Genomic DNA, 21554 nt, shown 5'->3' with positions numbered 1-21554 from the left:
GGCCCGGGTGATCGGCCGGGAGCTGGCGGGTCTGGGTGGTATGGCGTCGGTGTCGCTGCCGCGTGCGGAGGTCGAGACCCGTCTGTCGGGCTGGGAGGGCCGGCTTGATGTGGCCGCGGTCAATGGTGTGTCCAGCACGGTCGTCGCGGGTGACGCCGACGCGGTGGTGGAGTTCGTGGAGGCTTGCCGGGGGGAGGAGATCCGGGCTCGTCAGGTTCCGGTGGACTACGCCTCGCACTCGGCGCATGTGGAGCGTATCGAGGCCGAACTCCTGGACGTCCTGGCGCCGATCGCGCCGCGTGCGGCCCGTGTCCCGTTCTATTCGACGGTCGACGCCGCACCCACGGACACGACGACTCTGGACGCGGGTTACTGGTATCGCAATCTGCGGCACACCGTCCGTTTCGAGGAGACGGTGCGGCTGCTGGTCTCGAAGGGTTTCGGGACGTTCGTGGAGTCCAGTGCTCATCCGGTGCTGACGATGGGTGTGCAGGAGACCGCCGATGTCATCGCCGTGGGCTCGCTGCGGAGGGACGAGGGCACCCTGGCCCGTTTCCTGGCCTCGGCCGCCGAACTGTTCGTCCAGGGTGTGTCGGTCGACTGGTCCGCGCTCTTCGAGGGGACCGGCGCCCGGCGCGTCGACCTGCCCACCTACCCCTTCCAGCACCAGCACTACTGGCTCGACCCCGGCACCCGCTCCCACGCCGTCGAACCCTCCGGCACCGACGCCTGGCGTTACCGGGTGACCTGGCAGGGGCTGGGCGGTGACGCGGCCGGCTCGCTCGGTGGGCGTTGGCTGGTGGTGGTGCCGGAGGGCGTCGCGAGCCGTCTGGTCGGTGAGGCCGAGGCGGCACTGAGCGGCGCCGGTGCGGAGGTGACACGGCTGGTGGTCGATCCGGTGGCCGTCGGGCGGGACGAGCTGGCCGCGCGGCTCGCGGCCCACGGAGACCTCACCGGCATCCTGTCCGTCCTCGGCATCGACGAGCGGACGCACCCGCACGACCCCGGTCTGGCGCTCGCCGTGGTCGGGACGACCACGCTCGCGCAGGCCGCCGCCGACTGCGGCACCGGAGCCCGGCTGTGGGCCCTCACCCAGGGCGCCGTCGCCGTCTCACCCACCGAACAGCCGACCTCCGCGGGCGCCCAGGTCTGGGGGCTCGGGCGGGGCGTCGCGCTGGAGCACCCCCGGCTGTGGGGCGGCCTGGTGGACCTGCCCACCGCTCCCGACCCGCGCGCCTGGCAGCGCGTCGTCGCCGCGCTGACCGGCCGTGACGACGAGGACCAGATCGCCGTACGGGCCTCCGGGACGTACGGCCGCCGGCTCGTCCCGGACGGCACCGCGCCCGCCCGCCGCAGGTACACCCCGCGCGGCACGGTACTGGTCACCGGCGGCACCGGGGCCCTCGGCGGCCACGTGGCCCGCTGGCTGGCCGGCGCCGGCGCCGAGCACCTGGTCCTCACCGGCCGGCGCGGCCCGGACGCCCCCGGCGCCGGGGAGCTCGCCGCCGAACTGCGCGCGCTGGGCGCCGAGGTGACCGTCGCCGCCTGTGACGTGGCCGACCGGGACGCGCTCGCCGCACTGCTGGCCGAGCACCCGCCCACCGCCGTCTTCCACACCGCCGGCGTCCCGCACTCGGAGGCGTTCCTCGACACCGGACCCGACTCGCTGGCCGGCGTGTACGCGGGGAAGGTGACGGGCGCGCTGCGGCTGGACGAGCTGACCCGGTCGCTGGACCTGGACGCGTTCGTGCTGTACGCGTCGGGAGCCGGTGTGTGGGGCAGCGGGGGACAGAGCGCCTACGGGGCGGCGAACGCCGCGCTGGACGCGCTCGCCGAGCGGCGTCGCGCCGAAGGCCTGCCCGCCACGTCCGTCGCCTGGGGACTGTGGGGCGGCGGCGGCATGGGCGAGGGCGCCGGCGAGGAGTTCCTCGGCAGCCGCGGCCTGCGCACCATGGACCCCGCGTCCGCCGTCCGGGCACTGGGCGACGCCCTGGACCGCGACGACGTCTGCGTCGCACTCGCCGACCTGGACTGGCCCCTGTTCGCGCGGGCGTACTGCGCCCTGCGGCCGAGCCCGCTCATCGGCGCCCTGCCGGGCGTGCGCGAGGCACTGGGACGGGAGGACGACGCCGGCCGGGAGCAGGCCGTCCTCGACTGGGCCGCGCGGCTGGCCGACGTGGACCCCGCCGAACGGTACGAGATGGTGCTGGCGCAGGTGTGCGGCGGCGTCGCGGCCGTGCTCGGCCACACCGGGCCCGAGGAGGTGGACCCCGACCAGGCGTTCAGCGCCCTCGGGTTCAGCTCGCTGACCGCGAGCGAGTTCGCCGCGCGGCTCGGCCGGGCCGCCGGACGCAAACTGCCCCCGACCCTGGTCTTCGACCACCCGACGGCGTCCGCACTGGCCGAGTACCTCGTCGGACTGCTCGCGCCGGACGAGGAGCAGGCGCACGGGGAGCCGGCGTACGGGACGGACCCGGAGGAGGCCGGTGTCCGGGCCGCGCTCGCCACGGTCCCGCTGCCGGTACTGCGCGAGGCGGGACTGCTCGACACGCTGCTCGCACTGGCGTCGCCCGAGCGTTTCTCAGGCGCCACCCGATTCACTGAGCCGGACGGCGGTGCCGACATCGACGCGCTGGACGACGAGGCACTCATCGAACTGGCGCTGCGCGACGCCGCCTGAGCCGCCGCACGCCCGCCGAGAGAGGTGACCCTCACCGATGGCCATGTCCTCCGAGAAGCTGATGGAGGCGCTGCGGACCTCACTGAAGGAGACGGAGCGGCTCCGCCGGCGCAACCGGGAACTGACCGAGGCAGCGCACGAGCCGGTCGCCGTGGTCGGCATGGCCTGCCGGTACCCGGGGGGTGTGGACTCGCCGGAGGCCCTGTGGCGGCTGGTCGACTCCGGGACGGACGCAGTCGGACCGTTCCCGAAGGACCGCGGCTGGGACCTGGCCGCCCTGTACGACCCCGACCCCGAGTCTCAGGGCACCACGTACTGCGCCGAGGGCGGATTCCTCACCGGCGCGGCCGACTTCGACGCCGCGTTCTTCGGCATCTCGCCGCGCGAGGCGGTCGTCATGGACCCCCAGCAGCGGCAGCTCCTGGAGACGACCTGGGAGGCACTGGAACACACCGGCCTGGACCCGCGCACCCTGCGCGGCTCCGGCACCGGCGTGTACGTCGGCGCCGCGCACGGCGAGTACGCCACCGACCCCGGCCGGGTCCCGGCCGGTTCGGAGGGCTACCTGCTCACCGGCAGCGCGGACGCCGTGCTGTCCGGACGCGTCAGCTACGTCCTCGGGCTGGAGGGCCCGGCGATGACCGTCGAGACCGCCTGCTCGTCCTCCCTGGTCGCCGTGCACCTGGCCGTCGCCGCCCTCCGGCGCGGCGAGTGCGGTCTGGCGCTGGCGGGCGGGGTGGCGGTCATGCCGGACGCGGCGGCCTTCGTGGAGTTCTCCCGGCAGAAGGGCCTGGCAGCCGACGGCCGGTGCAAGGCCTTCTCGGCGGACGCGGACGGCACCGGGTGGGCCGAGGGCGTCGGCGTCCTCGTACTGGAGCGGCTCTCCGACGCGGTACGCGCCGGACGCACCGTCCACGCCGTCATCCGCGGCACCGCCGTCAACCAGGACGGCGCCAGCAACGGGCTGACCGCCCCCAACGGCCCCTCCCAGCAGCGGGTGATCCGCCGGGCGCTGGCCGACGCCGGCCTGGAACCGCACGACGTCGACGCCGTCGAGGCGCACGGTACGGGCACCCGGCTCGGCGACCCCATCGAAGCCCAGGCGCTGCTGGACGTCTACGGGTCCGGCCGGCCGGACGAACACCCGCTGTGGCTCGGCTCGCTCAAGTCCAACCTCGGCCACGCACAGGCGGCGGCCGGCGTCGGAGGCATCATCAAGACGGTCGAGGCACTGCGCCACGGCCTGCTGCCGAAGACCCTGCACGCCGGCACGCCCACCCCGCACGTGGACTGGTCCGCCGGCCGCGTGCGTCTCCTGACCGAGCCCGTGCCCTGGCCGGCCACCGCGGACCGGCCACGCCGCGCCGGTGTCTCCGCCTTCGGCGTCGGCGGCACCAACGCCCACGTCGTCCTGGAGGAACCGCCCGCCGCGCCGCCGGCCCCGCGGGCCCCCACGGGCACCGCCGCCCCCCTGACTCCTTCCGAGCCCGCCCTCGTCCCCTGGTTCGTGTCCGGACGGTCCGCCAAGGCCCTGCGGGCACAGGCGGCCGGACTGCGCGAGCACCTCACCGCCGCACCCGGCACCGACCCGCGCGACCTCGGACACGCCCTCGCCGCCACCCGGTCCGCCTTCGAGCACCGTGCCGTGATCCTCGGCGACACCGCCGACCGGCTGACCGCCGGTCTGCGCGCGCTCGCCGCCGGCGAGGAGCACCCCGCCCTGGTCCGGGGCGTGTTCCGCCGCGACGCGAAGACCGCGTTCCTCTTCACCGGGCAGGGCAGCCAGCGGCTGCGCATGGGGCGCCGACTGCACACCGCGCACCCCGTGTTCGCCGAGGCCTTCGACGCCGTGGCCGCCCTCCTGGACCCTCATCTGGACCGGCCGCTGACCGTCCTCCTCGACGACGAGGACGCCCTGCACCGCACCCAGAACGCCCAGGCCGCGCTCTTCGCCCTGGAGACCGCCCTCTTCCGGCTCCTGGAGGACTGGGGGATGCGGCCCGACGTCGTCCTCGGCCACTCCGTGGGCGGCATCGCCGCCGCCCACGCGGCGGGCGTCCTGGACCTCGACGACGCCTGCGCCCTGGTCGCCGCCCGGGGCCGGTTGATGCAGGCCCTCCCACCGGGCGGCGCCATGCTGTCCGTACGCGCGTCGGAGGACGAGGTCCGCGCCCTGCTCGGCACCGACCCGCTCGTGGACGTGGCCGCCGTCAACGGGCCCCGCTCCGTGGTCTTCTCCGGCGCCGCCGCCTCCGTCGAGCGGATCGGGGCCGCGCTGCGCGCCCTCGGCCACCGGACCAAGCCGCTGACCGTCAGCCACGCCTTCCACTCCCCGCTGATGGACCCGGTACTGGGGGAGTTCCGTGCGCTGGCGGACCGGCTGACCTACCGGGCACCCCGCATCCCCGTCGTCTCCGACGTCACCGGCCGCCGCGCCACCGGCGACGACCTGCGCACCGGCGCCTACTGGGCCCGGCACGTGCGCGGCACGGTCCGCTTCGCCGACGCCGTCCGCACCGCCCGGGACCTCGGCGCCGCCACCTTCGTGGAACTGGGCCCGGACGCCGTGCTCTGCGGCGCCGCCGAGGAGACCCTCGCCGACGGCACGGACCCCGGAAGCACGGTGCCCCTGCTGCGCCGGGACCGCGACGAGACCACCACGCTGCTGCGGGGCGTCGCCACCGCCCACACCCGCGGCGCCCCACTGGACCGGGCCCGCCTCTTCCCGGGCCGCCCCGCCCCCGCCGTTTCGCTGCCGGTGTACGCCTGGCAGCACCGCCGGTACTGGATCGAACCCACGCCACGGACCACGGACCGGGCCACCGGGCCCCGCCGCTACCGGATCACCTGGCGGCCCGTGCCGGCCGGCCGGTCCGGGCCGGAGGGGACCTGGCTGCTGGTCGAGCCCCGGGCCGGGTCCGCCGCCGGGGACGCGGCGTCGCGGGCCCTGAGCGCGCACGGTGCCACCGTTCACCGCCTCGCCACCGACCCCGCCACCGCGGACCGCCACTCGCTCGCCGCCGCCGTGCGCGACGCCCATACCGGCCTGGCGGGCGGCTCCCTGCGCGGAGTGCTGTCCCTGCTGGGCCTGGACGAACCGGCACCGGCACCCGCGACGTCCGGTACGGCCTCGGCGACCGAACCGGTGCCCGCCGTCGTACAGGTCACCCTGTCCCTCGCCCAGGCCCTGGCGGACAGTGCCGTACCCGCCCGCCTGTGGTGCGTCACCCGGGGGGCCGTGGCCGTCGCGCCCGGCGAGCCGCCCGGTGTCGCGGGCGCCGCCCTGTGGGGCCTCGGCCGCACCGCCGCCCTCGAACTGCCCGCCCTGTGGGGCGGCCTGGCCGATCTGCCGCCGGAACCCGGTCCCGCCGACTGGGACCGGCTCGCCACCGTCCTGGCCGGTGACGAGGACCAGGTCGCCGTACGCGCCGACGGCGTCCACGGCCGTCGGCTCACCCCCGCGCCACACCCCGGCGCGGCCCCGTACCGGGCACGTGGCACCGTGCTGATCACCGGCGGCGCCGGAGCGCTCGGCGGCCGGCTGGCCCGCCGCCTCGCCCGCGAGGGGGCCGGTCACCTGGTACTGGTGGGCCGCCGCGGCCGTCGTACCCCCGGCGCCGACGCCCTCGAGGCCGAACTCCTCGCGCTGGGCGCCAAGGTGACCTTCGCCGCCTGCGACGTCGCCGACCGCGACGCGCTGGCCGAGGTGCTCGCCGCCGTCCCCGCCGACGCCCCGCTGAGCGCCGTGTTCCACGCGGCGGGTGTCCCGCAGCTCGCCCCGCTCACCGAGACCGGACCGGACCTCGTCCGCGACGTGTACGCGGGGAAGGTGGCGGGTGCGCTGCATCTGGACGAGCTGACCCGGGCGTCGGAGCTGGACGCGTTCGTGCTGTACGCGTCGGGGGCGGGCGTGTGGGGCAGCGCGGGGCAGAGCGCCTACGGGGCGGCGAACGCCGCGCTGGACGCGCTCGCCGAGCGGCGTCGCGCCGAAGGCCTGCCCGCCACGTCCGTCGCCTGGGGACTGTGGGGCGGCGGCGGCATGGGCGACCTCGGTGACGGCGCGGGCACCGCCCACCTGCGGCGCCGCGGAGTCCGTCCCATGGACCCCGACGACGCGCTCACCGAGCTGTTCCGCGCCGTCGGCGCGGGCGAGGCGGCCGTCACCGTCACGGACACCGACTGGTCCCGGTTCGCCGCCGGATTCACCGGCTTCCGCTCCAGCCCTCTCATCGGGGAGCTGACCGGCGGCCCCGGTCCGGACCCGTCGAACGGCGACGACCCGGACCGCGACGAACCGGACCGGACGGCTCCGCAGAGCGCCCCTCGCGACCTGGGCCGCGAACTGGCCGCACTCGACCCGGACGCCCGAACCGCCGCCGTGCGCACCCTGGTGTGCACCGAGGCCGCCGCCGTGCTGGGCCTCGACGGCGCCGACGACGTCGCCACCGACACACCGTTCACCCACAGCGGCTTCGACTCCCTCGCCGTCACCCGCCTCAGGCGCCGACTGGCCGGCGCCACCGGCACCGACCTTGCGCCGGAGACCTTCCTGGAGCACGACACCCCCGACGCGCTCACCGCCCACCTGCTGGACCTGCTCGGGCGCGAGGAGCCGGACGCCCCGCGACCCACCGGCACCGACGGCACCCTGGTCGCCCTGTACCGCGCGGCCCTCGACGAGGGCCGGGTGGACGGCGCCGTGGACGCCCTGTCGGCCGTGGCAGCGCTGCGCCCGGTGTTCACCACCGCGACCCGGCGGCCGACACACCCCGTCCGGCTCGCGAAAGGCCCCGCGGAAGGTCGTGCGGAAGGTCGTGCGGAAGGTCGTGCGGAAGACCATCGGGAAGGCCATGAGGACGGCCCGTTGCTGATCGCACTGGCCGGCACGGCCGCCGTCTCCGGTCCGGCGGAGTTCGCCGCCCTGGCCGCCGCGCTGGCCGGCCGGCACACCGTACTGGCCCTGCCGCAACCGGGGTTCCGGGCCGGTGAACCGCTGCCGGACTCCTTGGCGGCGCTGTGCGCCGCGCACGCCGACGCTCTCGCCGAGCACACCAGGGGCCGGCCCTACGTCCTGATCGGTCACTCCGCCGGCGCCAACCTGGCCCACGCCCTCACCGGGTACCTCGAGAGCGACGGCCGCACCGGGCCGGCCGGCCTCGTCCTCGCGGACATCTACACGCCCGCCGCACCCGGGGCGATGGGCGTCTGGCGGGACGTCATGCTGCGCTGGGCCACCGACCGCGCGGTCGTGCCGCTCGACGACACCCGGCTCACGGCCATGGGCGCCTATCACCGGCTGCTCCAGGACTGGAGGCCGCGTCCCACCCGCGCCCCCGTGCTGCACCTCCGGGCCGGCCTGCCGATGGCCCCCTGGACCGATCCGGACCGGGACTGGCGCTCGGTGTGGCACGACGCCCACACCACTGCCGACGTCCCCGGCAACCACTTCACGATGATGACCGAGCACGCCCCGGACACCGCCCGCGCGATCGACGCCTGGACCGGAGCGCTGCCCGGCGGTGACAGATGAGGAGCCGCACATGACCGCCGAGCCACTGTCCGCCGAGCCGCTGTCCGCGGAGCGGATCCCCGCCGAGCCGCCGCGCGTCGGGTCGGCGCCCACCGAACCGCCCGCCACCGAACCGCCCGCCACCGAACCGCCCGCCACCGAACCGCCCGCCACCGAACCGCCCGCCACCGAACCGCCCGCCACCGAGCCGGCCCACGCCGGGCCCGCCCCTGCCGACCCCGCACCCCCGCGATCACCGTCCGCCGAGCGGGACGGCGCCGCCCTGGCCGAGGCACACGTCGCGCGCCGCAATCAGCTCACCCGCGCCGCCCAGTGGTTCGCGGGCATCGAGGACGACCCGTACGGACTGCTCCTGCGCGCCGGACCGGACGACCCGGCCCGCCACGAGGAACGTGTCCGCGAGCGGGGCCCGCTGTACCACAGCGCGCCGCTGGACACCTGGGTCACCGCCCACCGCGCCGTCGCCGAACAGGTCCTCACCGACCCGGCCTTCGACGGCACCGGACCCGACGGCACCCCGGTCGGGCAGGAGGAGCTGCCCTGCCGCAGTGACCTGCTCGCCCTCGACCGCGCAACGGCGGCCCGCCTCGCCCCGCTGACCGCGTTCGGCGGTCCGCTGCTGTGGGCGCAGGAGGCGAACTGCGTCGCGCAGCGCACCGCCACCTACGCCCGGCGGCTCCTGGAGAGCTGCGGCGAGCGTTTCGACCTGGCCGAGGACTTCGCCCGCCGGCTGCCCGGCCCCGTCCTCGCCGAGCAGCTCAGTCTGCCCGACGCCGCCCACGAGGAGTTCGCCCGCGTCCTGCCCGACTGCCGGCACGCCCTCGACGGACTGGTCTGCCCCCAGCCGTACGCCACCGCCCGCGCGACGCGCGCCGCCGAGGCCGCCGTCGCCGGACTGCTCGCCCGGCATCTGTCCGACGCCGGCGAGGAGGCGGTCCGGGCCGCCGGCGTCCTGGCCGTGAGTGCCGCCGAGACCACCGCCGTACTCATCGTCGGCGCCGTACGGCGCCTGCGCGCCCGGCCCGGCGCGTGGGAGCGCCTCGCCGCCGACCCGGCGTTCGCCGAGGAGGCCGTCCGGGAGACCCTGCGGACGGCCCCGCCGGTCCGCCTGGAGACCAGGGTCGCCCGCACGGACACCACCCTCGCGGGGACCGTCCTGCCCGCCGGCGGCCGGATCGTCGTCCTCCTCGCCGCCGCCGGCCGCGACCCCGCCGCTCCGGCCGGCGCCGCTCCCCTCGGCCTCGCCCCGGACCTGCACTTCGCCCTGTCCGCGCCCCTGATCACGGCGATGGCCACCGCCGCGCTGCGCACCCTGGCCGAGACACTGCCGAGCCTGCGGGAGGCCGGCGAGCCGGTGACCCGGCCACGTTCGCCCGTCCTGCTCGCCCCCGCCCGTTTCCCGGTCGCCAAGAGGGAGTCGACGCCATGCGCGTCCTGATCACGTGCTTCGCGCACAACACCCACTACCACCCCCTGGTGCCCCTGGCCTGGGCACTGCGCGCGGCCGGCCACGAGGTCCGGGTGGCCAGTCAGCCCGCCCTCACCGAGGTCGTCAACGGCTCCGGTCTGACCGCCCAGCCCGTCGGCGATCTGGACTCCATCACCGAGCTGATGACGCGGATCGCCGGTGACCCCACCCCGTACCAGCGGGGACTGGACTTCGCCGAGACCCGCCACCTGCCGTTCGGCTGGGAGCACGCCCTCGGCCAGCAGACCATGATGACCGCGATGTCGTTCGCGCCGCTCAACGGCGACACCACCATCGACGACCTGGTGGACGTGGCCCGCTCCTGGCGACCCGACCTGATCATCTGGGAGCCCTTCACCTACGCCGGGGCCATCGCCGCGCAGGTGACGGGCACCCCGCACGCCCGGGTGCTGTGGGGCCCGGACGTCATCCTCAACGCCCGTGCGCAGTTCCTGGACCTGATGACACGCCAGCCGGCCGAGCGGCGCGAGGACCCGATGGCGGAGTGGCTGACCTGGACGCTGGAGCGCCACGGCATCACCGCCGACGCCGAGGTTGTCGAGAGGACCGTGACCGCCGACTGGACCATCGACCCGGCCCCCGCGAGCCTGCGCCTGCCGGCCGTCGGCGACGTCCTGCCCATGCGCTACGTCCCCTACAACGGCCCCTCCGTCGTCCCCGACTGGCTGCTCACCCCGCCCTCCCGCCCCCGGGTCTGCCTCACCCTCGGAGTCTCCGCCCGCGAGACCTTCGGCCGCGACGCGGTCCCCTTCGAGGACCTGCTGCACGCACTCGGAGACGTCGACGCCGAGATCGTCGCGACCCTCGACGCCGCCCAGCTCGCCGACCGTGACGCGCTGCCCGGCAACATCCGCGTGGTCGACTTCGTCCCCCTGGACGCCCTGCTGCCCAGCTGCTCGGCGATCGTCCACCACGGCGGCGCCGGCACCCACTCCACCGCCACCCTGCACGGCGTACCGCAGATCATCGTCGGCGCCCTGTGGGACGCCCCGCTCAAGGCCCTGCTGCACGCCGAGGCCGGCGCGGGCATCGACCTGCCGCCGGACAAGCTGGACGCCGCCACGCTGCGCGCCGCGATCGTCCGCGCCATCGACGACCCGGCCCTGGCCGCCGGGGCGCGGCGGCTGCGCGCGCAGGCCCTGGCCGACCCCGCTCCGGCCGCCGTCGTGACCCGGCTGGAACAGCTCACGGCCGCCCGCCGCGACCACCCCCGCTCCGTATCCCGACGCCGAGGAGAGCCCCAGTGACCACCACCGACGCCCGTCCCACCGACGGCTACACGGGCGCCATCGCCCGGGTCTACGACCTGGTGCACCAGGGCAAGGGCAAGGACTATGCCGGGGAGGCCGCCGACCTGGCCGACCTGGTCACCGCCCGGGTCCCCGGCGCCCGCAGCATCCTGGACGTGGCCTGCGGGACCGGCCTGCACCTGGCCCACCTCGCCGGCCGCTTCGAGCGGGTCGAGGGGCTGGAACTGTCCCCCGACATGCTCGCCACCGCCCGGCACCGCAACCCGGGCACCACCGTCCATCACGGCGACATGCGCGACTTCGTCCTGGGGACCACGTACTCGGCCGTCACCTGCATGTTCAGCTCGATCGGCCACATGAGCGACCAGAGCGAACTGGACGCCGCCCTGGCCACCTTCGCCGCCCACACCGCACCCGGCGGCGTCGTCGTGGTCGAACCCTGGTGGTTCCCCGACACGTTCACCCCCGGCTACGTCGGCGCGGCCGTGGTGGAGGCCGAGGGGAAGACGATCTCCCGCGTCTCCCACTCCCGGCTGGAGGACGGTGCCACCCGCATCGACGTGCACTACCTCGTCGCCGAGCCCGGAGAGGACATCGAGCACCTGTCGGAGAGCCACCGCATCACTCTCTTCCCGCGCTCCGCCTATGAGCTGGCCTTCGAACGCGCCGGACTGGGTGCCGAGTTCCTGCCCGGCGGCCCCTCAGGCCGCGGCCTGTTCGTCGGCGTCCGCCTCTGACGGCACGCCAGCGCGGACCCAGCGCGGACCCACCGTGGACCCAGCACGGACCCAGTACGGACCCACCGTGGACCCGCCGGAGACCCGCCGGAGACCCGCCGGAGAACCGCTCGAAGCCCGCTGGAGAGCCGCCGCCGGGCCGGCGTCCCGGAGCGGACGCCGTGCCGTGCCGCCTCGCGGGCCCACGGCCCGGGCGGCGCACGGAATCCGCTGCTCCGGCCGCCCTCCCGCTCCCGGCCCCCGCGCCCTCGCGGTGCACGCACCGGTCCTCCCGGACGACTTGGGCCAATTGCCCGTTCGGAGAAGGGCGGTTACGTTCCCCGCGGGAAGAGCGGGCCGAGCCGGGGGAGGGCGACATGACACCCCATCAGACACAGCCGGCCCACCCGGGCCGACCGACAACCTACGGAGACCTCATGCTCTTCCGCCGCGGGTCAAAGGAGCCCAGACCCGGCCTCCGCCCCCGCCCCCGTACCGGCGCTTACGGCCGGCTCGCCCCGGCCCGGCCGGCCCGGCTGCTGGCCGTCGCGGTCGCGCTCGGGTGCGCCGGCGGCCTGCTCAGCCCGGCGACGGCGGCCCCCGCCCCCTCCGCCGCACAGGAGGGCAGCGCCCGCGTCCAGTCCCTGGTCGACCGGATGACCCTGGACGAGAAGCTGTCGTTCGTGCACTGGACCGCCGGACCCGAGGACGGGCCGCTCGCCCGCGGAGTGGGCTACCTGCCCGGCGTCCCCCGCCTCGGCATACCCTCGCTCCAGGTCTCCGACGGCCCGACGGGCATACGCCTCAACGGCACCCGCGCCACCACGCTGCCCACCCCGACCGCGCTCGCCGCCACGTTCGACGACGGCCTCGCCCGGGAGTACGGCAAGGTACTGGGCCACGAGGGCCGTGCCCTCGGCCAGGACGTGGTGCTCGCTCCCATGGTCAACATCATCCGGGTGCCGCACGGCGGACGGAACTTCGAGACGTTCAGCGAGGACCCGCTGGTCACCTCCCGCACCGCCGCCGCCGAGATCGAGGGCATCCAGAGCCAGGGCCTGATGGCCACGGTCAAGCACTTCGCCGGCAACAACCAGGAGACCGACCGCTTCACCGTCGACGCGGCCATCGACGAGCAGACCCTCCACGAGGTCGAACTCCCCGCCTTCCAGGCCGCCGTCGACGCCGGCGCCGCCGCCGTGATGTGCTCCTACAACAAGGTCAACGGCGCCCACTCCTGCGGCAACGACGGCCTGCTGCGGTCGGTGCTGCGCGACCAGTGGGACTTCAAGGGCTGGGTCATGTCCGACTGGCTGGCCACCCACGCCACCACCGACCTCACCAAGGGACTCGACCAGGAACTCGGCCTGGAGATGGGCAAGCCCACCGACCCCGTGCCCGACTCCAAGTACTTCGGAGCCGCCCTGAAGGCCGCCGTCCAGGACGGCACCGTCCCCGAGGCCGCCCTGGACACCGCGGTCACCCGCATCGTCGGCCGGATGGAACACTTCGGGCTGCTCGCCACCACCGCCCCGGCCCGCCCCGTACGCGACACCGCCGCCGGACGCGCCACCGCACGCGAGATCGCCGAGAACGGCGCGGTCCTGCTGCGCAACACCACCACCGGCGACCGCCCCGCCCTGCCGCTGACCGGCACGGCCGGCTCCGACCTCGCCGTCATCGGCGACAGCGCCAAGCGCCCCAAGGTCTCCGGCCTGGGCAGCGCCCACGTCGTCCCGGACGCCGCTGCCGCACCCGTCGACGTGCTGCGCGAACGCGCGGGCACGGACGCGACCGTCACCTACGAGCCGGGCATCGACCGGCTGGGCGGCCCGCTGTCCGCCGACAGTCTCAGCCCCGCCTTCACCAACGGCAGGCAGCTCGACGCGGGCGGCGACCGACAGTTCTACGAGGGCACCCTGACCGTGCCCGCCGACGGTGACTACCGCATCGGCATGCGGGTCGACGGCGGCATGGCGACCCTCCAGATCGACGGCCAGGCCCCGGTCTACGCCGCCGACTCCTTCAGCGACACCACGAGCGTCCCGATGAAGCTCACCCGCGGCACCCACCAGGTCACCATGAGCGGCTGGGCATGGCCGGACCGCCCGCTGGAGGTGGACCTGACCTGGGTCACACCCCAGCAGGCCGCCGCCGACTTCGACCGCGCCGTGGCCGCGGCGGCCGCCGCCGAGACCGCCGTCGTCTTCGCCCAGGACGAGGGCTCCGAGGGGTACGACCGGCCCTCCCTGTCCCTGCCCGACGGCCAGGACCGGCTGATCGCGGCGGTCGCCGAGGCCAACCCGAACACCGTCGTGGTCCTCAACACCGGCTCCTCGGTGCTCATGCCGTGGCTCGACGACACCGCCGCCGTGCTCCAGATGTGGTACCCCGGCCAGGAAGGCGCCCAGGCCACCGCCGCCCTGCTGTACGGAGACGCCATCCCCGGCGGGAAGCTCACCCAGACCTTCCCCGCCGCCGAGGACGCGCAGCCCATGGCCGGACACCCCGAGCGCTTCCCCGGCGTGGACGGCCGGCAGGAGTACAGCGAAGGCGTGCACGTGGGCCACCGCTGGTACGACCAGCAGGGCGTACGGCCGCTCTTCGCGTTCGGCCACGGCCTGTCGTACACCTCCTTCGGCTACCGGGACCTCGCCGTCGAGCGCACCGCCACCGGTGCCGCCGTGCGGGTCACCGTGCGCAACACCGGTGACCGCACCGGCAAGGAGGTCGTCCAGGTCTACCTCGGCCCGAGCGCGGAGACCGACGCGCCGCAGCCGGTCAGGAAGCTCGCCGGATACACCAAGGTGACCCTCGCGCCGGGACAGGAGAAGCGCGTCACCGTCCCGGTCGGCGCCCGCGCCCTCCAGTACTGGGACACCGCCCGCGACGCCTGGCAGCCGGCCCCCGGCGCCCGCGCGGTCCAGGTCGGCTCCTCCTCGGCCGACATAAGACTCACCGGGCGCCTCGCACCCTGAGCCCGCCACCGGACCCGCGGGCCACCAGCCCCACCCGACCCCCCACCGCTCCCGAACCGCGGGAAACCGAAAGGAACACGTTGACGAACCACACGAACGAAACGCCCCAGGCCCGAACCGTCATCGGCCCCGCCGACGCCATCGACGCCACCGAGGAGACCGGCCTGCGGCACGTGGCCGGCCTGTCCACCGACCTCAGGGACGTCGTCGAGGTCGAGCAGCGAAAGCTCCGCCTGGAACGCGTGGTGCTGGCCGGTGTCTGGACCTCCGGCACGATCGCCGAGGCCGAGAGTTCCCTGGCGGAGCTGGCCGCCCTCGCCGAGACCGCCGGATCCCTCGTACTCGACGGCGTCGTCCAGCGCCGGGACAAGCCGGACCCGGCCACCTACATCGGCTCCGGCAAGGCGGCCGAGCTGCGTGACCTCGTCGAGCAGACCGGCGCCGACACCGTCGTGTGCGACGGTGAGCTGAGCCCGGCCCAGCTGGTACGGCTGGAGGAGGTCGTGAAGGTCAAGGTGGTCGACCGCACCGCCCTGATCCTCGACATCTTCGCCCAGCGCGCCACCTCCCGCGAGGGCAAGGCCCAGGTCGCCCTCGCGCAGATGCAGTACATGCTGCCCAGGCTGCGCGGCTGGGGCGCCTCGCTGTCCCGGCAGATGGGCGGTGGCTCGGGCGGCGGCATGGCCACCCGCGGCCCCGGCGAGACCAAGATCGAGACGGACCGGCGCCGGCTGCGCGACAAGATGGCCAAGATGCGCCGCGACATCGAGGACATGAAGACCTCCCGGGACCTCAAGCGGCAGGAGCGGCGCCGCAACAAGGTTCCCTCCGTGGCCCTCGCCGGTTACACCAACGCCGGCAAGTCCTCCCTGCTCAACCGGCTCACCGGGGCCGACGCGCATGTGCAGAACGCGCTGTTCGCCACCCTCGACCCGACCGTGCGCCGCACCGAGACGCCCGCCGGGCGCGCCTACACCCTGGCCGACACCGTCGGCTTCGTACGGCACCTGCCGCACCAGCTGGTCGACGCCTTCCGCTCCACCCTGGAGGAGGTCGCCGAGGCGGACCTGATCCTGCACGTCGTGGACGGTTCGCACCCCGACCCCGAGGGCCAGATCGAGGCCGTCCGCGCCGTCGTCGGCGAGGTGGGCGGTGACGGCGTGCCGGAGGTCGTCGTGATCAACAAGGCGGACGTCGCCGACCCGCGGACCCTGGAACGCCTGCTGGCCGCCGAGCCCGGCGCGATCGCCGTCTCCGCCCGCTCCGGGGACGGCGTCGACGCGCTGCGCGCCCGGATCGAGGAGGAACTCCCGCACCCGGACACCGAGGTCGAGGTCCTGGTCCCCTACACGGCCGGCCACCTGGTCGCCCGCATCCACTCCACCGGTGAGGTCCTCACCGAGACCCACGAGGAGGACGGAACCCGCATCAAGGCCAACGTGGAGGCCCGGCTCGCCGCCGAACTGGCCGAGTACGCCGTCTGACCGGCGGCCTGGAGACACCGGCGCCCCCTCCCGTCAGAGACCGGGAGGGGGCGCCGGTGTACCGGGAGCGCGCGAACCCGCGGCGTCAGTGGCGGGCGGTGAACTCCCGTACGGAGGCGATCACGTAGTCCAGCATCTCCTGCGTCAGCCCGGGATACACCCCGACCCAGAACGTCTGGTCCGTGATCAGGTCGCTGTTGACCAGCGGCTCGGCGATCCGGTGCGGCCGGTCGGCGTAGGCGGGGTGGCGGGTGAGGTTGCCCGCGAAGAAGCGCCGGGTGTGGATCCTGCGGGACTCCAGGAAGTCGACCAGCGCGGCCCGGCTGTAGGAGGCGTCCGGCGAGACGGTGAGCAGGAAGCCGAACCAGCTCGGGTCGCTGTCCGGCGTGGCCTCCGGCAGCAGCAGGCCCGGGAGCCCTTCCAGGCCCTCCCGCAGGTGCCGCCAGTTGCGGCGGCGGGCGGCGCCGAACTCGTCGATCCGGCTCAACTGGCTCAGCCCCAGAGCCGCCTGGAGGTCGGTCGCCTTCAGGTTGTAGCCCACGTGGGAGAAGATGTACTTGTGGTCGTAGCCGTGCGGCAGCTTCCCCATCTGCTGGTCGAAGCGCTTCATGCACCGGTTGTCCTCGCCCGGCTCGCACCAGCAGTCGCGGCCCCAGTCCCGGAAGGACTCCACGATCCGGGCCAGGGCCAGGTTGCTGGTCAGCACACAGCCGCCTTCGCCCATCGCGATGTGGTGCGCCGGATAGAAGCTCGTCGTCGACAGGTCGCCGAAGGAGCCGGTGCGCCGGCCCCGGTAGGTGGAGTCCACCCCGTCGCAGTTGTCCTCGACGAAGAACAGGCCGCGGTCCTCGGCCAGTTGGGCGATCTCCGCCGCCTGGAAGGGATTGCCGAGCGAGTGCGCGATCATGATCGCCCGCGTTCGGGGGCCGATGGCGGCGGCGATCCGCTCCGGCGTGGTGTTGTACGTGCCCAGCTCGACGTCCACGAAGACCGGGACCAGCCCGTTGTGCAGGATGGGACTGACCGTGGTGGGAAAGCCGGCGGCCACCGTCACGACCTCGTCGCCGGGCCGAAGCCGCTCCTCCTCCAGCTGCGGCGAGGTCAGTGAGCTGAGCGCCAGCAGGTTCGCGGACGACCCGGAGTTCGTCAGATGCGCCTTGCGGGTGCCGATGAACCGGGCGAAGTCGCGCTCGAAGCGACGCGAGGAGGTCCCGGCGGCGATCCGCAGGTCCAGCGCGGCCGACACCAGCGCCAGCCGGTCCTCGGCGCTGAGCACCGCGCCGGAGACCTGTACGGGGCTGACGCCGGGCACGAACGGCCCCGGGGCCTGCTCCCGGTGGTACTCACGGACGAGCTCCTCGATCCGGTCCTTGGTCTCGCCCATGGCCGTTCCTTCCCAGATGGCACCGACTGACGGAATTCCGAGGGTAGAACCGGCGAGGCATCAGATCGCCTGAGTACTGGTCGAATCCCGACCGGTCCCGGACGGGTTTTTGTCGGCCTGGCGGAATAGCGTCGCCGGACGCCGGGCTCCCCTCCCGCCGCACCGCCGGGACTGCCACAGTGAATCAGCTCGACAACTCGCATGGAGGTACGCATGACCGAACAGCCGGAGCAGAACGCCGCCGAGACCGATGCCAGGCGTAAGTTCCGCCAGGCCCTCGAGCGGAAGGCCAACAATGCCCGCTCCCAGCGCGCACACCTGGAAAGCCGCCTGAAGATCAAGGGCAGCGGAGCCGCCAACAACAGCGCCCGGCGATTCCGTCGCAAGTCCGGCTGACCTTTCCGACGCGGCCAAAAGGGCCGCGGCACCTCCTCTCGCCGGAGGTGCCGCGGCCCTTTTTCACGCCCTACGCCGTCACCTTCCTCGCAACTGACTGGAGTCGCGCCGGAGAACGGCTCGAGGATGTGCTCCCCGAGGCATGGGATTCGGCCGAGTCGCCGCACTGCCCGGGGCCTTTTCCGGCGCGTCGGACGCTTTCCGGCGAGCCCGCCGCCCTGTGGCGGACCTCGACCGGTTCTCGAGCCGCCGTCCATAGGGTCTCGTGCGGAAAAGACCACGACCCGACGGAAAGGACGATCGGCGCCCCACCCCGGGGACCCGGACGGAAACGGAGGCCGAGACCATGACCGCCGAACTGGCGGGCACCGCCGCACGCCCGTCCACGAGCGTGGAGTTCGCCGCCCTGTACGCGCAGGCGCAGCGCTTCTACGCGCACCAGATGCGGATCCTGGACGCGCACGACACCGAACTCTGGGCGCGCACCTTCACCGAGGACGCCGTCCTGGAACTGCCGTCCCTGCCCGAACCGGTGCGGGCCCGCGCCGGACTCGCCCACTATGTGCGGGCCGGCGCCGCACGGCAGCGACGGGCCGGCCGCCGTCTCGACCACTGGGTCGGCATGCTCGACGTCCGTCCCCAGGTGGACGGTTCGCTGCGCACCCGCTGCTCCGCCCTGGTGTACGCGACGCCGGACGACGGCGGTCCCAGGGTCCTGTACGTGTGCGTCATGGAGGACGTCCTCGTGCGCGCCCACGGCACCTGGCGCACCGCGCACCGCCGGGTGACCCGCGACGACCTGTCCTGAGCGGCCCCGCGTCCTCGTCGCGCCGGGCGGGACCGAGGGGGACGTCAGGACCGCGTCAGAGCCGTGTGGCGCGCCCGTGCATGCTGGGGAACCACCGGTACGCAGGCAGACCCGTCCGCGCACCGCACCTCACCGCACCGCGCACCGCGGGCACCGCAGGCACCGCGGGCACCGCAGGCACCTCACGCACCTCACGACGCCAAGGAAGCACCTGTACCGAGAGCAGCCAGACGCCGAGGAGGCAGCCATGCCGGATTCCGACCCGGTACCGTGTCCGCGCCGGGACGAGATCGCCTCCCGGGCCTGGGCCGAGGCACTGGCGCTGACCGGCGGGGACGCGGGCCGCTCGCACCGCGTCCCGGGCGAACTCGTGGCCGCCGCGCTCGAAGCACACCGCGGACTGTCGCGGGAGTTCGGACGGAACGTGCCGGTCACCGCCCTCGGACCGGGCGGCGGCGTGCGGGGGCTCACCGCCTTCCTCGCGGTCTACGCCGCCCAGCGGGAGCGGCACGGCGACCGCGCCCCGGACTCAGAGCAGGCCGGTGAAGGAGGCGAGGACGTCGTCGAGTTCACGGGTGTGCACGGTGAGCGACTCGGGCGTGACCGCCGCCGCGTCGAGCACCGCGAGTACGGACCGCAGGGTGTCGACGCCGGCGTCGCCGGCCATCTGGAGGGTGAGCGTCGCGGGGTCGCTCCACGCGTCGCCCAGGCCCGGGCCTGATCCGGCGCCGAACGCGGCGCCGGCCCGGTCGAGCGCGAGCGCGTCGGCGAACCGCAGACGGACGAGACCGTCGGCCGGGCCGTCGTGCGGTGTCGGCCGGACCCCGGCCCGGCCGCCGTGCCCGGCGGCGTGGTCCTCCTGCCGCGCGTCCGCTTCGGCCAGTGCGCGCAGCAGCACGAGGCGGGCCCGCGGCGAGAGGGAGGCGACGAGACGGCGGGCGAGTCCGCGTGCCTCGTCCCCGTCCCTTCGGACCGCGACGGTCAGCTCGCGGCCCAGGACCGCCGGTGACGGAGAACCGGAGTGGCCTCCGTCCGCCGCGGGTCGAACCCAGGGTTCACGTGTCACGGGAACTGCCCTCGCCTTCGCTCGAGTGTCGGTCTCCGAAGTGCCGCCGGGGTGGGCCGGCGGCCCACCGCCCGGCCGGGGCGGGCCCGGTGCGGTGTCCCCGCGCCGTGCCGCCCCCTGGGTGTGCCGCCGTTCAGGCGGCCGGCGGTGCCGCCTCCACGGGACGGTCGCGTTCCAGCTCCCGCTCGGCGCGCCGCAGCATGATCGAGTCGGCGATCTCACCGCTGCGCACCGCGATGTTCGACAGCAGGGACGACGACAGTCCGTGGCTGTGCTCGGTGCCGCCCTGGAGATAGACCCCGCAGGTCAGGTCCGAGGCCGGGACGAGGCGGTAGTCGCGCTCCACCCGGTGCCGGCCCGCCGCGTCGCGCTGGAAGTGCCGGTCGAAGTCACCGAGCAGACGGGCCGGGTCCAGGCCGTCGTAGCCGGTGGCGAAGACCAGCGCGTCGACGGACAGTTCCTCCGTCCGGTCGTCGAGCAGTGAGCGCAGCACGACCTGCGTCGCGCTCCCGGCACGTCGGACCTCGTCGACCCGGGTGAGGTTGCGGAAGTGCAGCCGCTTGCCGCCGCTCACCTCCTCGGCGTACGCACGCTGGTACAGGTCCCGGATGACGTCGGCGTCGACCACCGAGTAGTTGGTGTTGCGGTGGTAGCGCCAGAAGGCGTCCCGTCCCCGGTCGGTGCCGAAGTAGTAGTCGTCGACCGCGGAGGGGTCGAACACCTGGTTGGCGAAGGGCGTGTCGTCGGCGACGGAGTAGCCGTACGACGGGACGATCGCGCGGACCTGGGCGTGCGGCAGCGAGTCGTGGAGGAACCGGGTGATCTCGGCCGCGCTCTGGCCGGCGCCCACCACCGCCACGCTCTTGAGGTCGTCCGGGGACTGCGCGTTGAACCTGCCCAGGAACTGGGAGCTGTGCCACACCCGTTCGTCGGCCGTCACGCCCTCCGGCAGGCGCGGCACCAGGCCCGTGGAGATGGCCACGTTGCGCGCGGTGACCACGCTGGTGGTGCCGTCGGCGCCGCGCACCTCGACCTCCAGGAGGTCGGGCGAGAGATCCCCCGACCCGGCGGCGGGCCGGATCGAGGTGACCTCGGCGCCGTAGGTGACCCGGTCGGCGAGGCCGGCGGCGGCCCACTCCAGGTACTGGTGGAACTCCTTCCGGGTCGGGAAGAAGTCCTGGTTGTTCACGAACTGCACCAGCCGGTTCGAGGCGTGCAGATACGAGATGAAGGTGAACCGGGACATCGGATTCCTGAAGGTCGCCAGGTCCTTCATGAACGAGATCTGCATGGTCGTCGACGGCAGCACCATGTTGCGGTGCCAGCCGAACGAGGGCTGCCGCTCGAAGAAGTGGGCCTTGACCGGATGCTGCGGAGCGCTCGCTCCGTGCTCGTCCAAGGCGATCGCGAGCGACAGGTTGGACGGGCCGAACCCGATACCGACCACGTCGTAGATCTCCTGGTTGCGCCTGCCAGTTATGCCCATCGAAATTCTCCCGTTCGCGTCTGGAAAACTCGGCCGGTAGCCCGAGAGACCGTCTGCAGTCTTGCCTCGGGGAACGCTCGAAGGCAACTCGAATGGCACATGAGGGCCGCTGGAGAGCGACTTGAGTATCTCTGGACCCCGAAATCGTTGTCCTGTCGACGGGACGGAGTTACGTTCGGCACCAATTCCCGCATCTCCGCATGGCGCTGCCGATGACGTGGATGTCCGGAGCAATGCGATCCGGCATGCCCGAAACCGGAGTCATGCGTCGAGTCAACTGCCGAAGA

12 protein-coding genes are annotated in these 21554 nt (G+C 74.3%); 9 read left to right on the top strand and 3 right to left on the bottom strand.

Features of this window, described 5'->3' with window-relative positions; all coding sequences use genetic code 11:
* The 7 genes from ACH4NX_RS33515 to hflX all read left to right on the top strand — a co-directional run.
* A partial coding sequence (locus tag ACH4NX_RS33515; RefSeq protein WP_398153377.1) for a type I polyketide synthase occupies window positions 1-2680 on the top strand: 2680 nt, incomplete at its 5' end.
* A gap of 37 nt (window positions 2681-2717) precedes the next feature.
* Window positions 2718-8210 (top strand): SDR family NAD(P)-dependent oxidoreductase, encoded by a 5493-nt coding sequence (locus ACH4NX_RS33510; protein ID WP_398129909.1) that lies wholly within the window; start codon window positions 2718-2720, stop codon window positions 8208-8210.
* A 10-nt stretch (window positions 8211-8220) separates the two neighbouring features.
* The gene (locus ACH4NX_RS33505; protein ID WP_398129910.1) at window positions 8221-9648 is read left to right on the top strand and encodes a P450-derived glycosyltransferase activator; all 1428 of its coding nucleotides are present in this window, start codon (window positions 8221-8223) and stop codon (window positions 9646-9648) included.
* A complete protein-coding gene (locus tag ACH4NX_RS33500) occupies window positions 9636-10946 on the top strand; it encodes an activator-dependent family glycosyltransferase (protein ID WP_351402042.1) in 1311 nt (436 codons plus the stop codon). The genes ACH4NX_RS33505 and ACH4NX_RS33500 overlap by 13 nt, the downstream gene beginning before the upstream one ends.
* On the top strand, window positions 10943-11686 hold the full coding sequence (locus ACH4NX_RS33495; RefSeq protein WP_398129911.1) for a class I SAM-dependent methyltransferase: 744 nt from the start codon (window positions 10943-10945) through the stop codon (window positions 11684-11686). Before ACH4NX_RS33500 ends, ACH4NX_RS33495 begins: the two co-directional genes overlap by 4 nt.
* Window positions 11687-12102: 416 nt before the next feature.
* Window positions 12103-14643: a glycoside hydrolase family 3 protein gene (locus ACH4NX_RS33490; protein ID WP_398129912.1), complete on the top strand. Its 2541-nt coding sequence runs from the start codon at window positions 12103-12105 to the stop codon at window positions 14641-14643.
* A 122-nt stretch (window positions 14644-14765) separates the two neighbouring features.
* A complete protein-coding gene (hflX, locus tag ACH4NX_RS33485; RefSeq protein WP_351402060.1) occupies window positions 14766-16127 on the top strand; it encodes a GTPase HflX in 1362 nt (453 codons plus the stop codon).
* A gap of 85 nt (window positions 16128-16212) precedes the next feature.
* On the opposite strand, the gene rfbH is transcribed toward hflX, so the two are convergent.
* Window positions 16213-17511 (bottom strand): lipopolysaccharide biosynthesis protein RfbH, encoded by a 1299-nt coding sequence (gene rfbH, locus ACH4NX_RS33480; RefSeq protein ID WP_351402049.1) that lies wholly within the window; start codon window positions 17509-17511, stop codon window positions 16213-16215.
* Window positions 17512-17724: 213 nt separating this feature from the next.
* Between rfbH and ACH4NX_RS33475 the strand changes: the two genes are divergently transcribed.
* Window positions 17725-17907, top strand: a complete 183-nt coding sequence (locus ACH4NX_RS33475; RefSeq protein WP_279561613.1) for a DUF5302 domain-containing protein — start codon at window positions 17725-17727, stop codon at window positions 17905-17907.
* Window positions 17908-18253: 346 nt separating this feature from the next.
* Window positions 18254-18715 carry a nuclear transport factor 2 family protein gene (locus ACH4NX_RS33470; RefSeq protein WP_351402051.1) on the top strand — a complete coding sequence of 154 codons (462 nt, stop codon included), beginning with the start codon at window positions 18254-18256 and terminating at the stop codon, window positions 18713-18715.
* A 529-nt stretch (window positions 18716-19244) separates the two neighbouring features.
* Here the strand turns inward: ACH4NX_RS33470 and ACH4NX_RS33465 are convergent.
* Window positions 19245-19781 carry a hypothetical protein gene (locus ACH4NX_RS33465; protein WP_351402054.1) on the bottom strand — a complete coding sequence of 179 codons (537 nt, stop codon included), beginning with the start codon at window positions 19779-19781 and terminating at the stop codon, window positions 19245-19247.
* Window positions 19782-19914: 133 nt separating this feature from the next.
* Window positions 19915-21267, bottom strand: coding sequence for a lysine N(6)-hydroxylase/L-ornithine N(5)-oxygenase family protein (locus ACH4NX_RS33460; protein ID WP_351402056.1), 1353 nt, complete (start codon window positions 21265-21267; stop codon window positions 19915-19917).
* Window positions 21268-21554 lie beyond the last annotated feature (287 nt).

Source organism: Streptomyces sp. NPDC017225 (assembly GCF_044331465.1).
GTDB lineage: Bacteria > Actinomycetota > Actinomycetes > Streptomycetales > Streptomycetaceae > Streptomyces.
Note: the sequence above shows the minus strand (reverse complement) of the source record. Positions and strands in the feature narration are given on the sequence as shown.